Here is a 15,555-nt window from a genome sequence, read left to right as displayed (position 1 = left end):
CTTCACTGCGGCGCGACAAACTTCAATGTTGGTCCGGCTGGCGGATGAACGACACGGCGGACGACGCTTCGACAACCGGAATGGCCGACACCGACGCGATGTGCAGGCCACATTCCTTCGTGTCGCGCGACTCCCACCACCAGCGGCCCGCGCGGCTGTCTTCGCCGGGGCGCACGGCGCGCGTGCAGGGCTCGCAGCCGATGCTCGGGTAGCCGCGCGCATGCAGCGGGTTCACCGGCACGTCGCTGGCGCGCAGGTAGGCCCAGACATCGGCTTCTGTCCAGTCCGCGAGCGGATTGAACTTGTCGATGTTGCGCGCTTCGTCGCGCTCTTCCTCATGCAGCTCCGCGCGCGTGACCGACTGCTCGCGGCGCTGACCCGTGACCCAGGCGGACACGCCCGAAAGCGCGCGATTGAGCGGCTCGACCTTGCGGATCTCGCAGCAACGCTTGCGCAGATCGACGCTCTCGTAGAACGCATTCAGGCCATGCTGGGCGACGTATTCGTCCACCGCGTCCTGTTGCGGATGAAACTGCTCGATCTCATAGCCGTAGCGCTCGCGCACCGCGTCGATCATGCCGAGCGTTTCCGCGTGCAGGCGGCCCGTGTTCAGCGAGAAGATGCCGATTTTCACGCCGCGCGAGAGGATCGCGTGGGTGAGCAGCATGTCTTCGGCGGCGAGGCTGCTGGCGAGCTTCACGTTGGCGTGGCGTTCGGCGATGGAATCGAGCAGCGCGTCGAGCCGCCCGATCTTCGCCTGCAGATCCGCCGGCAATTCGCTGGCGACCGTGCTCATGCCGCGGCGCCCTGCTGGGCCGCACGGCGGCGGAACAGCGGCGACGGCTCGTCGACCGCGCCCTGATACTGCACTGTGAATTCGGTGAAGGCCTTGAGCGCGTCCTTGATGTCCTTGTCCGCGCGCACGGCGAACGAGTCGAAGCCGCAGCGCTCGTGAAAGCGCAACTGATCGCGCAGCACGTCGCCGATCGCGCGCAGCTCGCCCTTGTAGCCATAGCGCTCGCGCAGAAGACGCCCGATCGAGAAGCCGCGGCCATCGCGGAACACGGGGAAGTCCACGCCGATCAGCGCGAGCTTGTCGAAGTCGCCGGCGAGGTCGGCGGGGTCGCTATCCGGCGCGAGCCACACGCCGAGTTCGTCCTTGCCGCGCGAAGCGACGAGCGCGTCGCGCCCGGCTTGCCACAGCGCGAGGGGCACCAGCACCTTGCCGGCGGGCAGCGCCGACACCTCGGGCAGCGAGCCGTCTTCGGCCGCACGCACGACTTGCCAGTTGTCTTCGACGATTTCGCGCTTCCTGATAATCAATGCCATTGCTTAACTCTCGTATCTCGTTGCGTGCGGCGCTTATGCGTGGGCCGGCTGGCGCGATGCGTACACGCGTTCCTTGAAGGGCGCGATGCCGACGCGGTCGTACGTGTCGATGAAACGCTCGCCGTCGACGCGCAGCTCGACAAACGTGTCGATCACCTTCTGCAGCACGTCGGGCATCTCTTCGGCCGAGAACGACGGGCCGATCACGCGGCCAAGGCGCGCGCCGTTGGCGCCGTTGCCCTGCTCGCCGCCGAGCGACACCTGGTACCACTCCGAGCCATCCTTGTCCACGCCCAGAATGCCGATGTTGCCGATGTGGTGGTGACCGCACGAGTTCATGCAGCCCGAGATGTTGAGCGACAGATCGCCGAGATCGTAGACGAAATCGAGATCGTCGAAGCGCTCCTGGATGGCGAGCGCGATGGGGATCGACTTCGCGTTCGCGAGCGAGCAGAAGTCGCCGCCCGGGCACGCGATGACGTCGGTCAAAAGGCCGATGTTCGCGGTCGCGAAACCTTGCGCCTTCGCCTTTTCCCACAGCGCGAAGAGGTCGCGCTTCTTGACGTCGGCGAGGATCAGGTTCTGCTCGTGCGAGACGCGCAGTTCGCCGAGCGAGTATTCGTCGGCCCAGTCGGCCACGGCTTCCATCTGCTTGTCGGTGGCGTCGCCGGGCGCGACCTTGCCCGACTTGAGCGACAGCGTGACCGACGCGTAGCCCGGCACGCGGTGCGGGCGCACGTTGCGCTCGACCCAGCGCGCGAACGCGCGGTTTTCCAGCAGTTGCTTTTCGTACGACGCGTCGGTGTCGGCGAGCTTTTCGTAAGCCGGCGGCGCGAAATACTGGGAGACGCGGTCCACCTCTTCCTGCGTGAGCGTCGAGGGGCCGTCCTTGAGATGCTTCCACTCCTCTTCGACCTGCTCGGCGAACTTCGCCGGCGTGAGCGCCTTCACGAGAATCTTGATACGCGCCTTGAAGAGATTGTCGCGGCGGCCGAAGCGGTTGTACACGCGCAGCACGGCTTCGCAGTACGTCAACAGATGCTGCCAGGGCAGGTCGCGCTTGATGATGGCGCCGACGATCGGCGTGCGGCCGAGACCGCCACCCGCGAGAATGCTCGCGACCACGTCGCCCTTCTCGTTGCGTTCGAGATAGACGCCCAGGTCGTGGATCTGCACGGCCGCGCGGTCTTCCTTCGTGCCGGAGACGGCGATCTTGAACTTGCGCGGCAGCCAGGCGAATTCGGGGTGGAACGTCGACCACTGGCGCAGGATCTCGGCCCACGGACGCGGATCGACGACTTCGTCGGGCGCGACGCCCGCGAACTGGTCGGCGGTGATGTTGCGGATGCAGTTGCCCGAGGTCTGGATGCCGTGCATCTGCACCGAAGCGAGCTTGCGCAGGATTTCCGGCGTTTCCTCGAGCTTGATCCAGTTGTACTGGATGTTCGAGCGCGTCGAGAAGTGAGCGTAGCCGCGATCGTGCTCGCGCGCGATCTGGCCGAGCATGCGCAACTGGTCGCTACGCAGGTTGCCGTACGGAATCGCGATGCGGTGCATGTAGGCGTGGCGCTGGTAATACAGGCCGTTTTGCAGGCGCAACGGACGGAATTCTTCTTCGCTCAATTCGCCCGACAGGCGGCGGCGAACCTGGTCGCTGTATTGCGCGACGCGTTCGTCGACGATGGTCTGGTCGTACTGATCGTATTGGTACATTCGGGGACCCCAGGGTTGGTTCAATCGCGGCGTTCCGGTTACGCCGCGCTCCGACTTCTCGACTCGCTCTTTCCGCTCTGTCCGCCTCCAGAAGGCGCGCGCCTTCAGTCGCGCCGGTCATGTGCTAATGACCAAAACAGATATCCATATTGGAAAAGTTGGAAGAATGGTAATAAACTCGCTTTATATTTCAAACGACTCAAAAATTAGGTTGATATGCCAAGGGGTTATATATGAACCTCCACCAGTTCCGCTTCGTCCGCGAGGCCGTCCGCCAGAACTTCAACCTCACCGAAGCGGCCAAGGCGCTGTATACAAGCCAGCCGGGCGTCTCCAAGGCGATCATCGAGCTGGAGGACGAGCTTGGGGTCGAAATCTTCACGCGCCATGGCAAGCGCGTGCGCTCGCTCACCGAGCCGGGCCGGATCATCCTCGCTTCGGTGGAGCGCATCCTGCAGGAAGTGGAGAGCCTCAAGCGCGTGGGCAAGGATTATGCCGCGCAGGACCAGGGCAATCTGACCATCGCCGCCACGCATACGCAGGCGCGCTACTCGCTGCCCGCCGCCATCGCCGAATTCAAGCGGCGCTTTCCGAAGGTGCATCTGTCGATCCTGCAAGGCAGCCCCACGCAGGTCGCGGAAATGGTGCTCCATGACCAGGCCGACCTCTGCATCGCGACCGAGGCCATCTCCGGCTACAAGGAGCTCGTCTCGCTGCCCTGCTTCACCTGGCACCACGTCGCGGTGATGCCGCCCGATCATCCGCTGCTCGAACGCAAGCCGCTTTCGCTCGACGACCTGGCCCAATATCCGCTCATCACCTACGACAACGCCTTCGCCGGGCGCACCAAGATCAACGACGCGTTCCGCCTGCGCGGCCTCTCGCCCGACATCGTGCTCGAAGCCATCGACGCGGACGTCATCAAGACCTACGTGGAACTGGGCCTCGGCGTGGGCATCATGGCCGACATCGCCTTCAACGCGGAGCGCGACCGGCATCTGCGCGCCGTGCCCGTTGGGCATCTGTTCGGCAGCAACGTCACGCGCGTCGCGCTCAAGCAGGGGGCCTACCTGCGCAGCTATGTGTACACGCTCGTCGAGCTGCTTTCGCCGAGCCTGAACCGCAAGCTGATCGAGCAGGCGCTCAAGGGCGAGCACGAGACCTACGAGCTGTAACGGCCCGCACCCGCGCCGGAAGAACAAGCAGACAAAACAGAACCGCATCACAACAACGTCACTTCCCGCTTCACTTTTCGCCTGGAGACCCAACGGATGAAGCCGCGCCGCCCTACCCATCTGCCGCATCTGCCGCATCTGCCGCATTTGCACCTGCTGCGCCCGCTCGCCGCCGTGCTCGCGCTTGCCGCCGCCACCCTCGCAACGGCGGCGCACGCCGACATCAAGGTCGGCATCGACCTGTCGAGCACGGGGCCTGCCGCCGCCATCGGCATCACGAGCAAGAACGCCATGCTGATGTGGCCCGATACGATCGCGGGCCAGAAGGCCGACTACATCGTGCTCGACGACGGCTCCGACCCGGGCGCCGCCGTGCGCAACATCCACAAGCTCATCAACGAAGACCACGTGGACGTCATCGTCGGGCCGAACATCACGCCGGCGGCGCTCGCGGCGCTCGACCCCGTAGCGGAAAGCAAAACGCCGATGATTACGCTCGTCGGCTCGGGCTCGGTGGTCGAGCCGCAGCAAGGCGCGCGCGTCTGGGCCTTCAAGATGGCGCAGACCGACGCCGCGATGGCCGACGTGATGACGCGCTACATGGCCGCGCACGGCGTGAAGACGGTGGGCTTCATCGGCTTCGCGGACAGCTACGGCGATAGCTGGCTCAACGAGTTCACGAGGTATGCGAAGGCGCGCAACCTCCAGATCGTCGCGACCGAGCGCTATAACCGCACCGACGCGAGCGTGACGGGCCAGGTTCTCAAGCTGATGGCGGCGAAGCCCGACGCCATGCTGATCGCCGGCGCGGGCACGCCGACCGTGCTGCCGCAGCGCACGCTGATCGAGCGCGGCTACAAGGGGCCGATCTACCAGACGCACGGCATCGCCACGCCGGAGTTCATCAAGCTCGGCGGCAAGGACGTGGAAGGCACGCTGTTCCCGACCCAGCCCGTGGTGGTGGCGCGCACGCTGCCCGCCGACCAGCCGGCGCAAAAGGCGGCGCTGGCGTTCGTCGATGCCTACGAGGCCAAATACGGCCCCGGCACCGTCACCCAGTTCGCGGGCGACGCGGCGGGCGTGTACCCGCGCTTGCAGGACGCGGTGACACGCGCGCTCAAGACCGCGCAGCCGGGCACGGAGGCGTTCCGCGTGGCGCTGCGCAGCGAACTCGAGCACGCGCACGAAGTGGTCGTGCCCAACGGCATGGTGAACACGAGCCCGGCCGACCACGTGGGCCTCGACCAGCGCGCGAGCGTGATGGGCACGGTACGCGGCGGGAAGTTCGTGTATCTGGGGCAATAGGCCGGATAGCGGCCGGTCTGACAAGTCCGTCAACAGACTGGCCGAAAAAACCGGCTCACGGCCGCACGATGCTCCGCCACGCGCCTCCCGCCGCGCTGCTCGCCAGCACGGCCTCGATGAAGCGCAATCCCTCGACGCCGTCGTCCACGCTCGTCAGCAACCGGCTCGCGGGCGGCGCCGGCTCGCCGGCCTCGCGCGCGTGGATCTGCGCGGCGGCGTCGCGATAAAGCTGCGCGAAGGCTTCGAGATAGCCCTCCGGATGCCCCGGCGGCACACGCGTGGCGTGCTGCGCGGCGCGCCCCGCCACGCGGCCGCGCGTCAGGCGCTGCGCCTCGCCGCCCTGCGGCGTGAACCACAGCACGTTCGGCTCCTCCTGATCGAACGCGAGCGCCGCCTTCGTGCCGTACACGCGCAGCCGCAACGCGTTCTCCGCGCCGCTCGCCACCTGGCTCGCCCACAGCATGCCGCGCGCGCCGTTCGCGTAGCGCAGCATGGCCTGCACGTGGTCGTCCACGCGGCGGCCGGGCACGAACGTGTGCACTTCCGCCGCAAGCGACTGCGGCACGAGAGCGCTCACGAACGCCGCCAGTTGATAAGCGTGCGTGCCGATGTCGCCGAGGCACCCCGCCGGGCCCGCGAGCGCCGGGTCCGTGCGCCAGGCGGCCTGACGGTTCGCCCCGCCGCGCTCGACGGCGTGGGCGAGCCAGTCCTGCGCATACTCGACCTGCACGATGCGCACGTCGCCGATCTCGCCCGCCTCGACCAGCTCGCGCGCATGGCGCACGAGCGGATAGCCCGAGTAGGTATGGGTCAGCGCGAACACGAGATCCGCCTCGCGTGCGTGCCGCGCGAGCGCCTCGCCCTCGGCGAGCGACACCGCGAGCGGCTTGTCGCAGATCACGTGAATGCCGGCGTCCATGAACGCGTGCGCTACCGGCGCGTGCAGGTGATTCGGCGTGACGATGGCGACCGCCTCGATGCCGTCTTCGCGCGCGCCTTCCACCTGCGCCATCTCGCGCCAGTCCGCGTAACCGCGCGCAAGGCCGAGCGCCGCGGCGCTCGCCTGCGCGCGCGCCGCGTCCGACGAAAGCGCGCCCGCCACCAGCTCGAAACCGTCGTCGAGCCGTGCCGCGATGCGATGCACCGCGCCGATGAACGCCCCCTCGCCGCCGCCGACCATGCCGAGCCTGAGCCTTCGAGTCATCGCATCGCTCCTTCGAAAACCGCGTTCACAACCCGAGCACGCCTTTGAGCCGCGCCGCGTCGACGCCGCTGCCCGCGAAGTCGTCGAACGCATGCCCGGCCACGCGGATGATGTGCCGCCGGATGAATTCGGCGCCCTCGCGTGCGCCGTCGTGCGGGTGCTTGAGCGCGCATTCCCACTCGAGCACCGCCCAGCCCGGGTAGTCGTACTGCGCGAGCTTCGAAAAGATCGCGCCGAAGTCGATCTGCCCGTCGCCGGGCGAGCGAAAGCGTCCGGCGCGCCCGGCCCAGCCGCTGTAGCCGCCGTACACGCCTTGCCTGCCCGTCGGCCGGAATTCGGCGTCCTTGACGTGGAAGGCGCGGATACGGGCGCGATAGATGTCGATGAACGCGAGGTAGTCGAGCTGCTGCAGCACGAAGTGGCTCGGGTCGTAGAGGATGTTCGCGCGCGGATGATCGTCCACGGCCGCGAGGAAGCGCTCGAACGTCACGCCGTCGTGCAGGTCCTCGCCCGGATGCAGCTCGTAGCAGACATCGACGCCGGCTGCATCGAACGCGTCGAGGATCGGCCGCCAGCGGCGCGCGAGTTCTTCGAAGGCCGTCTCGACGAGACCCGCCGGACGCTGCGGCCACGGGTAGAAATACGGCCAGGCCAGCGCCCCCGAAAACGTCACGTGCGCGGCGAGCCCCAGGTTCTTCGAGGCGCGCGCGGCCAGCATCATCTGCTCGGCGGCCCATGCCGTGCGCGCCTCGCGGCTGCCGCGCACCTGCGGCGGCGCGAAGCCGTCGAAGAGCGTGTCGTAGGCGGGATGCACGGCCACCAGTTGCCCTTGCAGATGCGTGGAAAGCTCGGTGATCGCGACGCCCGCGTCGTCGGCCTGCTGGCGAAGGTCGTCGCAGTACGCCACGCTCGACGCCGCCTGCGCGAGATCGACGAGCCGCGCGTCCGCGGGCACCTGGATGCCCTTGTAGCCGAGCTGGGCCGCCCATCCGGCCATGTGCGCGAAGCTGTCGAACGGCGCGTCGTCGCCGAGAAACTGCGCGAGGAATATCGCCGGGCCTTTGATCGTCTTCATCGGCTTGACTCCCTTTTTCACGCCGGCGCGCGCCTGCTCACGAGGCGCGCGCCGGCGACGATTGACGCAACGCCCGCTCAGAACGGCGAATCGGGGAAGTAGAACTGCTTCGCGTTCTCCTTCGTGATGAGCACCGAGGGAATGATCGTCGTGGGCGGCAGCGTCTTGCCCTGCAGGCGCGCCTCGGCCGTGAGCCTGATCGCGTCGTAGATGAACTTCGGCGAATACGACACGTCGGCCTTGATGAGCGGATCGCCGTCCATCACGCGCTTGACCATCTCCTTCGATCCCGCGCCGCCGAACACGATCTTGATGTCGTTGCGCTTCGCCTGATCGATCGCCTTGAGCACGCCCACGGCCATGTCGTCGTCGGCGGCCCAGACCGCGTCGATGTGCTTGAAGCGCGTGAGGTAGTCCTGCATCGTGCGGAACGCGTCGTCGCGGTTCCAGTTCGCGTATTTCGCGTCGAGGATCCTGATGCCGGGATAGTCCTTGAGCACCGACGTGAACGCGGTCCAGCGCTCGTTGTCGAGCGTGGTCGGAATGCCGCGCAGCGCGACGATGTCGCCCTTGCCGTTCAGCTGTTTCGCGAGATATTCGGCGGGAATCCTGCCGAACGCCGTGTTGTCGCCGGCCACGTACGCGTCCTGCGCGCTCTTGTCCGTGAGGCCGCGATCGACCACCGTCACGTACACGCCCTGCTTCTTCACCTGCGCGACCGGCTGCGTGAGCGAGGCCGATTCATACGGGAAGATCACGAGCGCGTTGATCTTGTTGACGGTCACGAGATCCTGGAGCTGGTTCGCCTGATCGGGCGCGTTCGCCGCCGTCTTGACGATGACCTTCAAGTCCGGATGCGCCTTTTCGAGGTCCTTCTTCGCCTCGTTCGCCCACCAGACGATGCCGCCCGTGAAGCCGTGGTCGGCCGTGGGAATCGCCACGCCCAGCGTCACCTTGTCGTCGGCGTGCGCCGCGCCCGCGCCGAACGTCGCCGCCGCGCCGAGCGCCAGCGCGCCCGCCCACATCGCCCGAATCGTCTTCTTCATGATGCCGTCTCCTATGCGGGCCCGCGCCCGTCTCGCGTTGAGTTTTCGCTGTCTCCTTCGACCACCGGCTGCCTTGCCAGAACTGCTTCGCCATCCTTAACGTCTGCCGCGCTGCAGGAACGCCACGGCGATGATCGCCACGCCTTGCACCGCCGCGTTCAGATACACGCTGATGATGCTCGTGAGATTGAGGATATTCGCGATGACCGAGAGCAGCACCGCGCCGACGACCGTCCCCGCCACGCGCCCTTCGCCGCCCTTGAGCGCGGTGCCGCCCACCACCACGGCGGCGATCGCCTCGAGTTCCCACAGCAAGCCCGTCGTCGGCGTGGCGGAGCCGAGGCGCGGCACATAGAGCACGGTGGCCACGCCCACGCATACGCCGAGCAGCACATACGTCGCGCATTTCACGCGATCGACGCGTATCGCCGCATAGCGCGCGACCTGCTCGTTCGAGCCGATCGCCTGCACGTGCCGGCCGAACGCCGTGCGATCGAGGATGAGCGCGCCGCCCGCCGCGGTGAACGCGAATACCCACACGGGCACCGGAATGCCGAAGAGGCTCGCGTAATACACCGGCCCGTAGAGATCGACGAGGCTGTTCTGCAGCGTGAGCGCGCCGCCGTCGGCAAGCCAGGTGAGCACCGAACGGAAGATGCCGAGCGTGCCGAGCGTCACGATGAAAGGCTCGATGCGCCCGCGCGTGATGAGCAGGCCGTGCGCGAGGCCGAACACGGCGCCCAGCACGAGCGCGACCGCCATCCCGATCGCGACGATGGCCAGCGGCGCGAGCGCGTGCCCGCTCGCGGCCAGCGTGTTCATCGTCCAGATCATCACGCCGGCGATCAGCGCGGCCATCGAGCCCACCGAAAGGTCGATGCCGCCCGAGATGATTACGAACGTCATGCCCACGGAAATGATGCCGATGAACGACGTGCGCGTGAGCACGTTGAGCAGGTTGCCGGCGGTCGCGAAGTCGCGGTTGAGCAGCGTGCCGAGCACGCACAGCGCGATCAGGCCGACAAGCGGCCCGACGCCCGCGAGCCGGTGCACGAGGCGGGCCGCGGCCGCGCGCGCGCCGCGCCCTTCGGAGGCCGCGTCAGTGGGTGCCGGTTGCATGAGCGATCAGTTCCTCTTCGTTCAGATGGTCGCGCCCGAGCGTGGCGACGAGACGGCCCGCGCGCATCACGGCGACGCGATGCGCGAGCCCGATCAGCTCGACGAGTTCGGACGAGATCACGACCACGGCGCGCCCCGAAGCCGCGAGCCGGTGGATCAGGAAATAGATGTCACGCTTCGCGCCCACGTCCACGCCGCGCGTGGGCTCGTCGAGCACGATCACGCGCGGGTCGGGCTGCAGGAACTTGGCGAGCGCGAGCTTCTGCTGGTTGCCGCCCGAGAGCATGCGCGCGCGGCAGCCGGGGTCGCCCGTGCGGATGCCGAATTCGCGCACCGCTTTTTCGAGCGCGCGGCGCCCCGCCTTGAGGTCGAGCAGCGGGCGGCCATAACGCTCGAGCGTCATGAGCGTGAGGTTGTCCTGCAAGGTGAGATTCATGTGCAGGCCACGGCCCTTGCGGTCTTCGCTCAGGTACGTGAGACCGTGGCGCATGGCGTCGCGCGGGTGGCGCAGCGTCACGGCGCGCCCGTCGATTTCGATTTCGCCCGCGCGCTTGTGGCGCAGGCCCAGAATCGCCTCGAAAGCTTCGCTGCGGCCCGCGCCCACGAGCCCCGCGAAGCCGAGAATCTCGCCCGCGCGCACCTCGAAGCCCAGGTCCTCGACCCAGCCAGGCACGGCCAGATGCCTCACGCGCAGCGCGACGGGCGCATCGCCGGGCACTTCGCTTTTTTCCGGGAACATGTCGGAAACGTCGCGGCCCACCATCAGGTTCGCCATCTGCTGGCGCGCGAGCCCCGCCGTCGCGCTCGCGGCCACGAAGCGGCCGTCGCGCATCACGATCACGTCGTCGGTGATCTGCTCGACTTCGTCGAGCTTGTGCGAGATGTAGACGAGCGTCGTCCCGGCCGCGCGCAGCTTCGTCATCAGCGCGAACAGGCGCGCGGTTTCCGCGGGCGTGAGCGTGGCCGTGGGCTCGTCCATGATGAGCAGGCGCGCGCGCCGCGAGAGCGCCTTGGCGATCTCGACGAGCTGCTTCTCCGCGACGATCAGATCGCGCACCTTCGTGTCCGGATCGCGCGCGAGGCCCACCTGCGCGAGCAGCTCGCGCGCTTCGCGGCGCATCGCGGCGTCGTCGACGAGCCAGCCTTTGCGCTTTTCGTGGCCGAGAAAGATGTTCTGCGCGATCGTCAGATGCTCGGCCAGGTTGAACTCCTGGTGGATCAGCACGATGCCCGCGGCTTCGGCCTCGCGCGAGCCTTCGAAGCGGCGCGCCACGCCGTCGACCAGCATCTCGCCCGCGCTCGCGTCCTCGTAGCCCGCGAGGATCTTCATAAGCGTGGATTTGCCCGCGCCGTTTTCGCCCAGCAGCCCATGAATGCGCCCCGGCGCGAGCGCGAAGCTCACGCCGTGCAGCACGCGCACGGGACCGAAGTCCTTGCGGATGTCGTTGAACTTCACGGCGACGCTCATGCGCGCACGCTCCTCCGGTTGGCCATTTCGGCGGATTCCGGCAGGCGGATTTCGCCGCCCGCCTTCGCTCGCCAGTTTCCACGGCGACAGGTTCCCGTTTGCGTTGCCTGCGTTTCGTACGTCTCGTACGTCTCGTGCCTTTCGCACGTTTCGTGCGCCTCATCCGCTCTCGCGCACCACCAGCCGATGCGGCAGCAACACGCCCGGCACGCTCGCGCACGGGTCGGCGAAGCGCCGCAGCAGCAGGCGCGCGGCGGTCTCGCCAAGCTCGCGCATGGGTTGCGCGATCGTCGTGAGCGGCGGGTCGATGCGCGCCGCGAGCGCAATGTCGTCGAACCCGACCACGGCAACGTCGCCCGGCACGCGCCGCCCCGCGCCGCGCAAGCCGTTGACGACGCCCACCGCGAGCGTGTCCGATACCGCAAAAATCGCGTCGGGCGCCTCGCCCGCCGGCAACTGCATCAGCGCGGCGGCGGCCTGCGCGCCCGCATCGTAATCGAGGCAGTTCACGTTCACGCGCCACGCGCCGCGCGCCTCGATGCCCGCCTCGCGCAGCGCGTCGCGCCAGCCGTCACGGCGCTGGCGCGCGTAGAGGTAGTGCTCGTCCGAGTTGATGAGCGCGACACGGCGCCGCCCCCGTGCGATGAGATGCCGCACCGCGTCGTGCGCGGCGCGGTAGTTGTCGATGCCGACGTAGGGCACGCCCACGTCCGGATCGAACTCGCAGCAGGCCACCCACGGCAATGCCGTCGATTCGGCGACGAGCGCATGTTGCACGGTCGCCGGATCGAGGCAGATCGCGCCGTCGGCGCGATGGCGGCGCAGCAGGTCGAAATAGCTGCGCTCGCGGCCGGCGTCGGCGCCCGTGTCGCAAAGCAGCAGAAAGAAGCCGTGCTGGCGCGCGACGCCGTCGATGCCGCGCACGATCTCCGCATAAAACGGGTTGCCGAAGTCCGGCACCATGGTCAGCAGCAGGCGGCTCTCGGCGGTGCGCAGGTTGCGCGCGAGTTCGTTCACGCGGTAACCGCTCGCCTCGATCTCGGCGAGCACGCGCTCGCGCGTCGCGGCGCGCACGTTCGCGTGGCCGTTGAGCACGCGCGAGACCGTCGCGACCGAGACGCCCGCGCGCTGCGCGACAGCCGCGATCGAGCCGCCGCGCGCGGCGGCGGGATCGGCGGCATCCTGTTGCAGCCGTAGCGAGCGGGACGAATGAACGGACATGGCGGCGATCGGGCCCTTGGGTGGGTGGGGTCGGTGCGTGGTCCGGCGTGCTGGTGGCCACGTTGACGGGCGCGGCGTGGCCCGGATGTAATCGATTACATTTTTGGTGCGAAAGTCCCAAAACCGCAAGCCGCGCGAAGCCAGGACAAATACCGATCCGCCGACGCGCCGGCAGCCCGGCCCAGACGGTCTGCCAGCGGCGAAGCCAGGCCAGAAGCCGGTTTGCTACAATTCTGCGATTGCCCGGTGCCCTTTTTTGCCGGGCTCGATGGGGTCTCGGGGGTTTCGCGAGCGCCGGGCAGGTTTTCCGGCATACGGTCGAGCCCCATGACCCTGGAACCGCGCGCCGGACCCGCACAGAACCGATTCCGGACCGGACCCGAACTGATCCCGACCACACCGCCGAGTCACCATGAACATCGAACAAGCGCGTTTCAACATGATCGAACAGCAGATTCGCCCCTGGGAAGTGCTCGACCAGGACGTGCTGAACCTGCTCTCGATCGTCAAGCGTGAGCATTTCGTCCCCGAGGCCTATGTCGACCTCGCGTTCGCCGACCTCGAACTGCCGCTGCCGAACGGCCAGCACATGTTGGCGCCGCGCGTCGAGGCGCGCGTGCTGCAGGAACTCGCGGTGAAGAAGCACGAAAGCGTGCTGGAAATCGGCGCGGGCTCCGGCTACATGGCGGCCCTGCTCGCGCACCGCGCGCAGAAGGTGCTCACCGTGGAGATCGACGCGGAACTCGCCGAATTCGCGCGCGCGAACTTCGTCAGGAACGGCGTGCTGAACGCCGAAGTCGCGCTCGGCGACGGCGCGCGCGGCTGGGCCGCGAACGCGCCATACGACGTGATCTGCGTCTCGGGCGGGCTGCCGGTCGTGCCGCAGGAAATGCTCGAGCAGCTCAAGGTGGGCGGGCGTCTCGCCGCTTTCGTGGGCGGCGCGCCCGTCATGGAAGCGCAGATCATCACGCGCATCGACGAAAAGCAGTACCGCATTGCGGGCGTGTTCGAGACGTATGTCGAAGTGCTGCGGAATGCCGTGCATCCGCCGCGCTTCAAGTTCTGACGCGCGGGTCCGGGCCGGCTCGCGGCCAACCCGTCGTACCGCCGGGCGCCTTCGTGGACGGCCCGGCTTTTTTACCTGATCGAGTGTCCCATGCAGAATCTGACCGCCCCCGCCCTCGCCGAATGGCTCGCCGACACGTCGCGCGAGAGCCCCGTGCTGCTCGACGTGCGCGAGCCCTGGGAAATCGAAACGGCGAAGATCGCCGGCAGCACGTCGATCCCGCTGCGCGAGATTCCCGCGCGCAGCGAGGAGCTCGACGACGAGGCGCAGATCGTCTGCATTTGCCACCATGGCGCGCGCAGCGCCCAGGTCGCGATGTTCCTCGAATCGCGCGGCTACTCGAAGGTGTTCAACCTGCAGGGCGGCATCGACGCCTGGTCGCGTCAGGTCGATCCCAAGGTGCCGACGTACTGAGCGCAGCACGCGAGGCGAAAGCCTGAAACCCACAAAGGGCGCGGCCGGGGCCGCGCCCTTTATTGCTTCCGGGCGGCGTCTTTCAGCCCACTTCGCGCAGCACCAGCGCGACGGTCGAGAAAATTTCCTCGATCTGCGCCTCCTCGACGACGAGCGGCGGCGAGAACGCCAGGATGTCGCCCGTATAGCGCGTGAGCACGCCCTTCTCGTAGCAGCGCACGAATACCTCGTAGGCGCGCGCGCCCGGCGCGCCCTCGCGCGGCTCCAGTTCCACGCCGCCGACGAGTCCGAGATTGCGCACGTCGATCACGTGCGGCTCGCCCCTGAGCTTGTGAATCTCGCGCTCGAACACGCTCGCCATTTGCGCGGCGCGGGCAAACAGGCCCTCGCGCTCGTACAGGTCGATCGTGGCGCAAGCCGCCGCCGCGGCGATCGGGTGTCCCGAATACGTATAGCCGTGGAACAGCTCGATGCCGCCCGGCACGCCGTTTACGATGGCGTCGTGGATGCGCCCGCTCGCGGCCACGGCCCCCATCGGCGCGGCGGCGTTGTTGGTGCCCTTGGCCATGGTCAGCAGGTCCGGCGTCACGCCGAAGTAGTTGGCCGCGAACGGCGTGCCCAGCCGGCCCCAGCCCGTGATGACCTCGTCGAAGATCAGCAGGATGCCGTGCTTGTCGCAGATTTCGCGCAACCGCTGAAGGTAGCCCTGCGGCGGGATCAGCACGCCGGTCGAGCCGGCCACGGGCTCGACGATCACGGCGGCGATGGTCGAGGCGTCGTGCAGCGCGCACAGCCGCTCGAGCTCGTCTGCGAGATGCGCGCCCCAAGCGGGCTGCCCCTTCGAGAAGGCCGCCTCGCGAATATTGAGCGTATGCGGCAGATGATCGACCGACGGCAGCAGTTGCCCCGAATACACCTTGCGATTGGGCGCGATCCCGCCCACGGAAATGCCGCCGAAGCCCACGCCGTGATAGCCGCGCTCGCGCCCGATGAAGCGCGTGCGCTGCCCTTCGCCGCGCGCGCGATGGTAGGCGAGCGCGATCTTGAGCGCCGTATCGACGGCCTCGGAGCCCGAGTTCGTGAAAAAGATGTGCTTGAGGTCGCCCGGCGTGTGGCGCGCGATCTTCCCGGCGGCCTCGAAGGCTTTCGGATGGCCCATCTGGAAGGTCGGCGCGAAGTCCATTTCCTCGGCCTGCGCCTTCACGGCCGCGACGATCTCGTCGCGGCAATGGCCCGCGTTCACGCACCAGAGCCCGGCCGTGCCGTCGAGAATCCGCCGGCCGTCATGCGACGTGTAGTACATCCCCTTTGCGCTCACGAGCAGGCGGGGCGCGTTCTTGAACTGGCGGTTCGCGGTGAAGGGCATCCAGAACGCGGACAGGTCGGGCAGGCTGGCATTCATCTGCATCTCCTTGTTGGA

The 15,555-nt window shown here is 67.8% G+C and carries 14 protein-coding genes; 4 read left to right on the top strand and 10 right to left on the bottom strand.

Translation table 11 applies throughout. From position 1 onward, the window contains the following. Positions 1-22: 22 nt before the first annotated feature. Genes BLU17_RS12290 through BLU17_RS12280 form a run of 3 tightly spaced genes read right to left on the bottom strand, consistent with a single transcriptional unit; the run spans position 23 to position 3,042 of the window. Positions 23-796 carry a phosphoadenylyl-sulfate reductase gene (locus BLU17_RS12290; RefSeq protein WP_091997002.1) on the bottom strand — a complete coding sequence of 258 codons (774 nt, stop codon included), beginning with the start codon at positions 794-796 and terminating at the stop codon, positions 23-25. Next, on the bottom strand, positions 793-1,329 hold the full coding sequence (locus BLU17_RS12285; RefSeq protein WP_091997001.1) for a DUF934 domain-containing protein: 537 nt from the start codon (positions 1,327-1,329) through the stop codon (positions 793-795). The genes BLU17_RS12290 and BLU17_RS12285 overlap by 4 nt, the downstream gene beginning before the upstream one ends. 33 nt (positions 1,330-1,362) lie before the next feature. After that, positions 1,363-3,042 carry a nitrite/sulfite reductase gene (locus tag BLU17_RS12280; RefSeq protein WP_091997000.1) on the bottom strand — a complete coding sequence of 560 codons (1,680 nt, stop codon included), beginning with the start codon at positions 3,040-3,042 and terminating at the stop codon, positions 1,363-1,365. A gap of 233 nt (positions 3,043-3,275) precedes the next feature. Here BLU17_RS12280 and BLU17_RS12275 point away from each other — a divergent pair, with 233 nt between their 5' ends. Both BLU17_RS12275 and BLU17_RS12270 read left to right on the top strand, forming a co-directional pair. After that, the gene (locus BLU17_RS12275) at positions 3,276-4,217 is read left to right on the top strand and encodes a CysB family HTH-type transcriptional regulator (RefSeq protein WP_042268755.1); all 942 of its coding nucleotides are present in this window, start codon (positions 3,276-3,278) and stop codon (positions 4,215-4,217) included. A gap of 96 nt (positions 4,218-4,313) precedes the next feature. After that, positions 4,314-5,522 carry an ABC transporter substrate-binding protein gene (locus BLU17_RS12270; protein ID WP_091996999.1) on the top strand — a complete coding sequence of 403 codons (1,209 nt, stop codon included), beginning with the start codon at positions 4,314-4,316 and terminating at the stop codon, positions 5,520-5,522. A 55-nt stretch (positions 5,523-5,577) separates the two neighbouring features. Here BLU17_RS12270 and BLU17_RS12265 read toward each other — a convergent pair whose 3' ends face one another. The 6 genes from BLU17_RS12265 to BLU17_RS12240 form a co-directional block, all read right to left on the bottom strand. Then, on the bottom strand, positions 5,578-6,726 hold the full coding sequence (locus tag BLU17_RS12265) for a Gfo/Idh/MocA family protein (RefSeq protein ID WP_245746825.1): 1,149 nt from the start codon (positions 6,724-6,726) through the stop codon (positions 5,578-5,580). Positions 6,727-6,751: 25 nt separating this feature from the next. Further along, entirely contained in the window at positions 6,752-7,801 is a 1,050-nt protein-coding gene (locus BLU17_RS12260; protein ID WP_091996997.1) for a sugar phosphate isomerase/epimerase family protein, read from the bottom strand. Between the two features lie 77 nt (positions 7,802-7,878). Continuing rightward, positions 7,879-8,847, bottom strand: coding sequence for a substrate-binding domain-containing protein (locus tag BLU17_RS12255; RefSeq protein WP_091996996.1), 969 nt, complete (start codon positions 8,845-8,847; stop codon positions 7,879-7,881). 96 nt (positions 8,848-8,943) lie between these two features. Further along, positions 8,944-9,966, bottom strand: a complete 1,023-nt coding sequence (locus BLU17_RS12250; protein ID WP_091996995.1) for an ABC transporter permease — start codon at positions 9,964-9,966, stop codon at positions 8,944-8,946. Next, positions 9,947-11,434: a sugar ABC transporter ATP-binding protein gene (locus BLU17_RS12245; protein ID WP_091996994.1), complete on the bottom strand. Its 1,488-nt coding sequence runs from the start codon at positions 11,432-11,434 to the stop codon at positions 9,947-9,949. Before BLU17_RS12245 ends, BLU17_RS12250 begins: the two co-directional genes overlap by 20 nt. A 159-nt stretch (positions 11,435-11,593) precedes the next feature. Beyond that, positions 11,594-12,655, bottom strand: coding sequence for a LacI family DNA-binding transcriptional regulator (locus tag BLU17_RS12240; protein ID WP_091996993.1), 1,062 nt, complete (start codon positions 12,653-12,655; stop codon positions 11,594-11,596). Positions 12,656-13,067: 412 nt separating this feature from the next. On the opposite strand from BLU17_RS12240, the gene BLU17_RS12235 reads away from it, so the two are divergent. After that, complete coding sequence (locus BLU17_RS12235; protein ID WP_091996992.1) at positions 13,068-13,721, top strand: protein-L-isoaspartate O-methyltransferase family protein; 654 nt, start codon at positions 13,068-13,070, stop codon at positions 13,719-13,721. Between the two features lie 90 nt (positions 13,722-13,811). Next, the gene (locus tag BLU17_RS12230) at positions 13,812-14,135 is read left to right on the top strand and encodes a rhodanese-like domain-containing protein (protein WP_091996991.1); all 324 of its coding nucleotides are present in this window, start codon (positions 13,812-13,814) and stop codon (positions 14,133-14,135) included. An 82-nt stretch (positions 14,136-14,217) separates the two neighbouring features. On the opposite strand, the gene aptA is transcribed toward BLU17_RS12230, so the two are convergent. Beyond that, the gene (gene aptA / locus BLU17_RS12225) at positions 14,218-15,537 is read right to left on the bottom strand and encodes an omega-aminotransferase AptA (protein WP_245746824.1); all 1,320 of its coding nucleotides are present in this window, start codon (positions 15,535-15,537) and stop codon (positions 14,218-14,220) included. Between the last annotated feature and the right edge of the window lie 18 nt (positions 15,538-15,555).

Source organism: Paraburkholderia lycopersici (genome assembly GCF_900096975.1).
Taxonomy (GTDB): Bacteria; Pseudomonadota; Gammaproteobacteria; order Burkholderiales; family Burkholderiaceae; genus Paraburkholderia; species Paraburkholderia lycopersici.
Note: the sequence above shows the minus strand (reverse complement) of the source record. Positions and strands in the feature narration are given on the sequence as shown.

What these genes read in the sequence shown, in the direction of transcription:
- BLU17_RS12290 (WP_091997002.1), bottom strand. Translation starts at nt 796, where the DNA reads ATGAGCACGGTCGCCAGCGAATTGCCGGCGGATCTGCAGGCGAAGATC.
- BLU17_RS12285 (WP_091997001.1), bottom strand. Translation starts at nt 1,329, where the DNA reads ATGGCATTGATTATCAGGAAGCGCGAAATCGTCGAAGACAACTGGCAA.
- BLU17_RS12280 (WP_091997000.1), bottom strand. Translation starts at nt 3,042, where the DNA reads ATGTACCAATACGATCAGTACGACCAGACCATCGTCGACGAACGCGTC.
- BLU17_RS12275 (WP_042268755.1), top strand. Translation starts at nt 3,276, where the DNA reads ATGAACCTCCACCAGTTCCGCTTCGTCCGCGAGGCCGTCCGCCAGAAC.
- BLU17_RS12270 (WP_091996999.1), top strand. Translation starts at nt 4,314, where the DNA reads ATGAAGCCGCGCCGCCCTACCCATCTGCCGCATCTGCCGCATCTGCCG.
- BLU17_RS12265 (WP_245746825.1), bottom strand. Translation starts at nt 6,726, where the DNA reads ATGACTCGAAGGCTCAGGCTCGGCATGGTCGGCGGCGGCGAGGGGGCG.
- BLU17_RS12260 (WP_091996997.1), bottom strand. Translation starts at nt 7,801, where the DNA reads ATGAAGACGATCAAAGGCCCGGCGATATTCCTCGCGCAGTTTCTCGGC.
- BLU17_RS12255 (WP_091996996.1), bottom strand. Translation starts at nt 8,847, where the DNA reads ATGAAGAAGACGATTCGGGCGATGTGGGCGGGCGCGCTGGCGCTCGGC.
- BLU17_RS12250 (WP_091996995.1), bottom strand. Translation starts at nt 9,966, where the DNA reads ATGCAACCGGCACCCACTGACGCGGCCTCCGAAGGGCGCGGCGCGCGC.
- BLU17_RS12245 (WP_091996994.1), bottom strand. Translation starts at nt 11,434, where the DNA reads ATGAGCGTCGCCGTGAAGTTCAACGACATCCGCAAGGACTTCGGTCCC.
- BLU17_RS12240 (WP_091996993.1), bottom strand. Translation starts at nt 12,655, where the DNA reads ATGTCCGTTCATTCGTCCCGCTCGCTACGGCTGCAACAGGATGCCGCC.
- BLU17_RS12235 (WP_091996992.1), top strand. Translation starts at nt 13,068, where the DNA reads ATGAACATCGAACAAGCGCGTTTCAACATGATCGAACAGCAGATTCGC.
- BLU17_RS12230 (WP_091996991.1), top strand. Translation starts at nt 13,812, where the DNA reads ATGCAGAATCTGACCGCCCCCGCCCTCGCCGAATGGCTCGCCGACACG.
- aptA (WP_245746824.1), bottom strand. Translation starts at nt 15,537, where the DNA reads ATGAATGCCAGCCTGCCCGACCTGTCCGCGTTCTGGATGCCCTTCACC.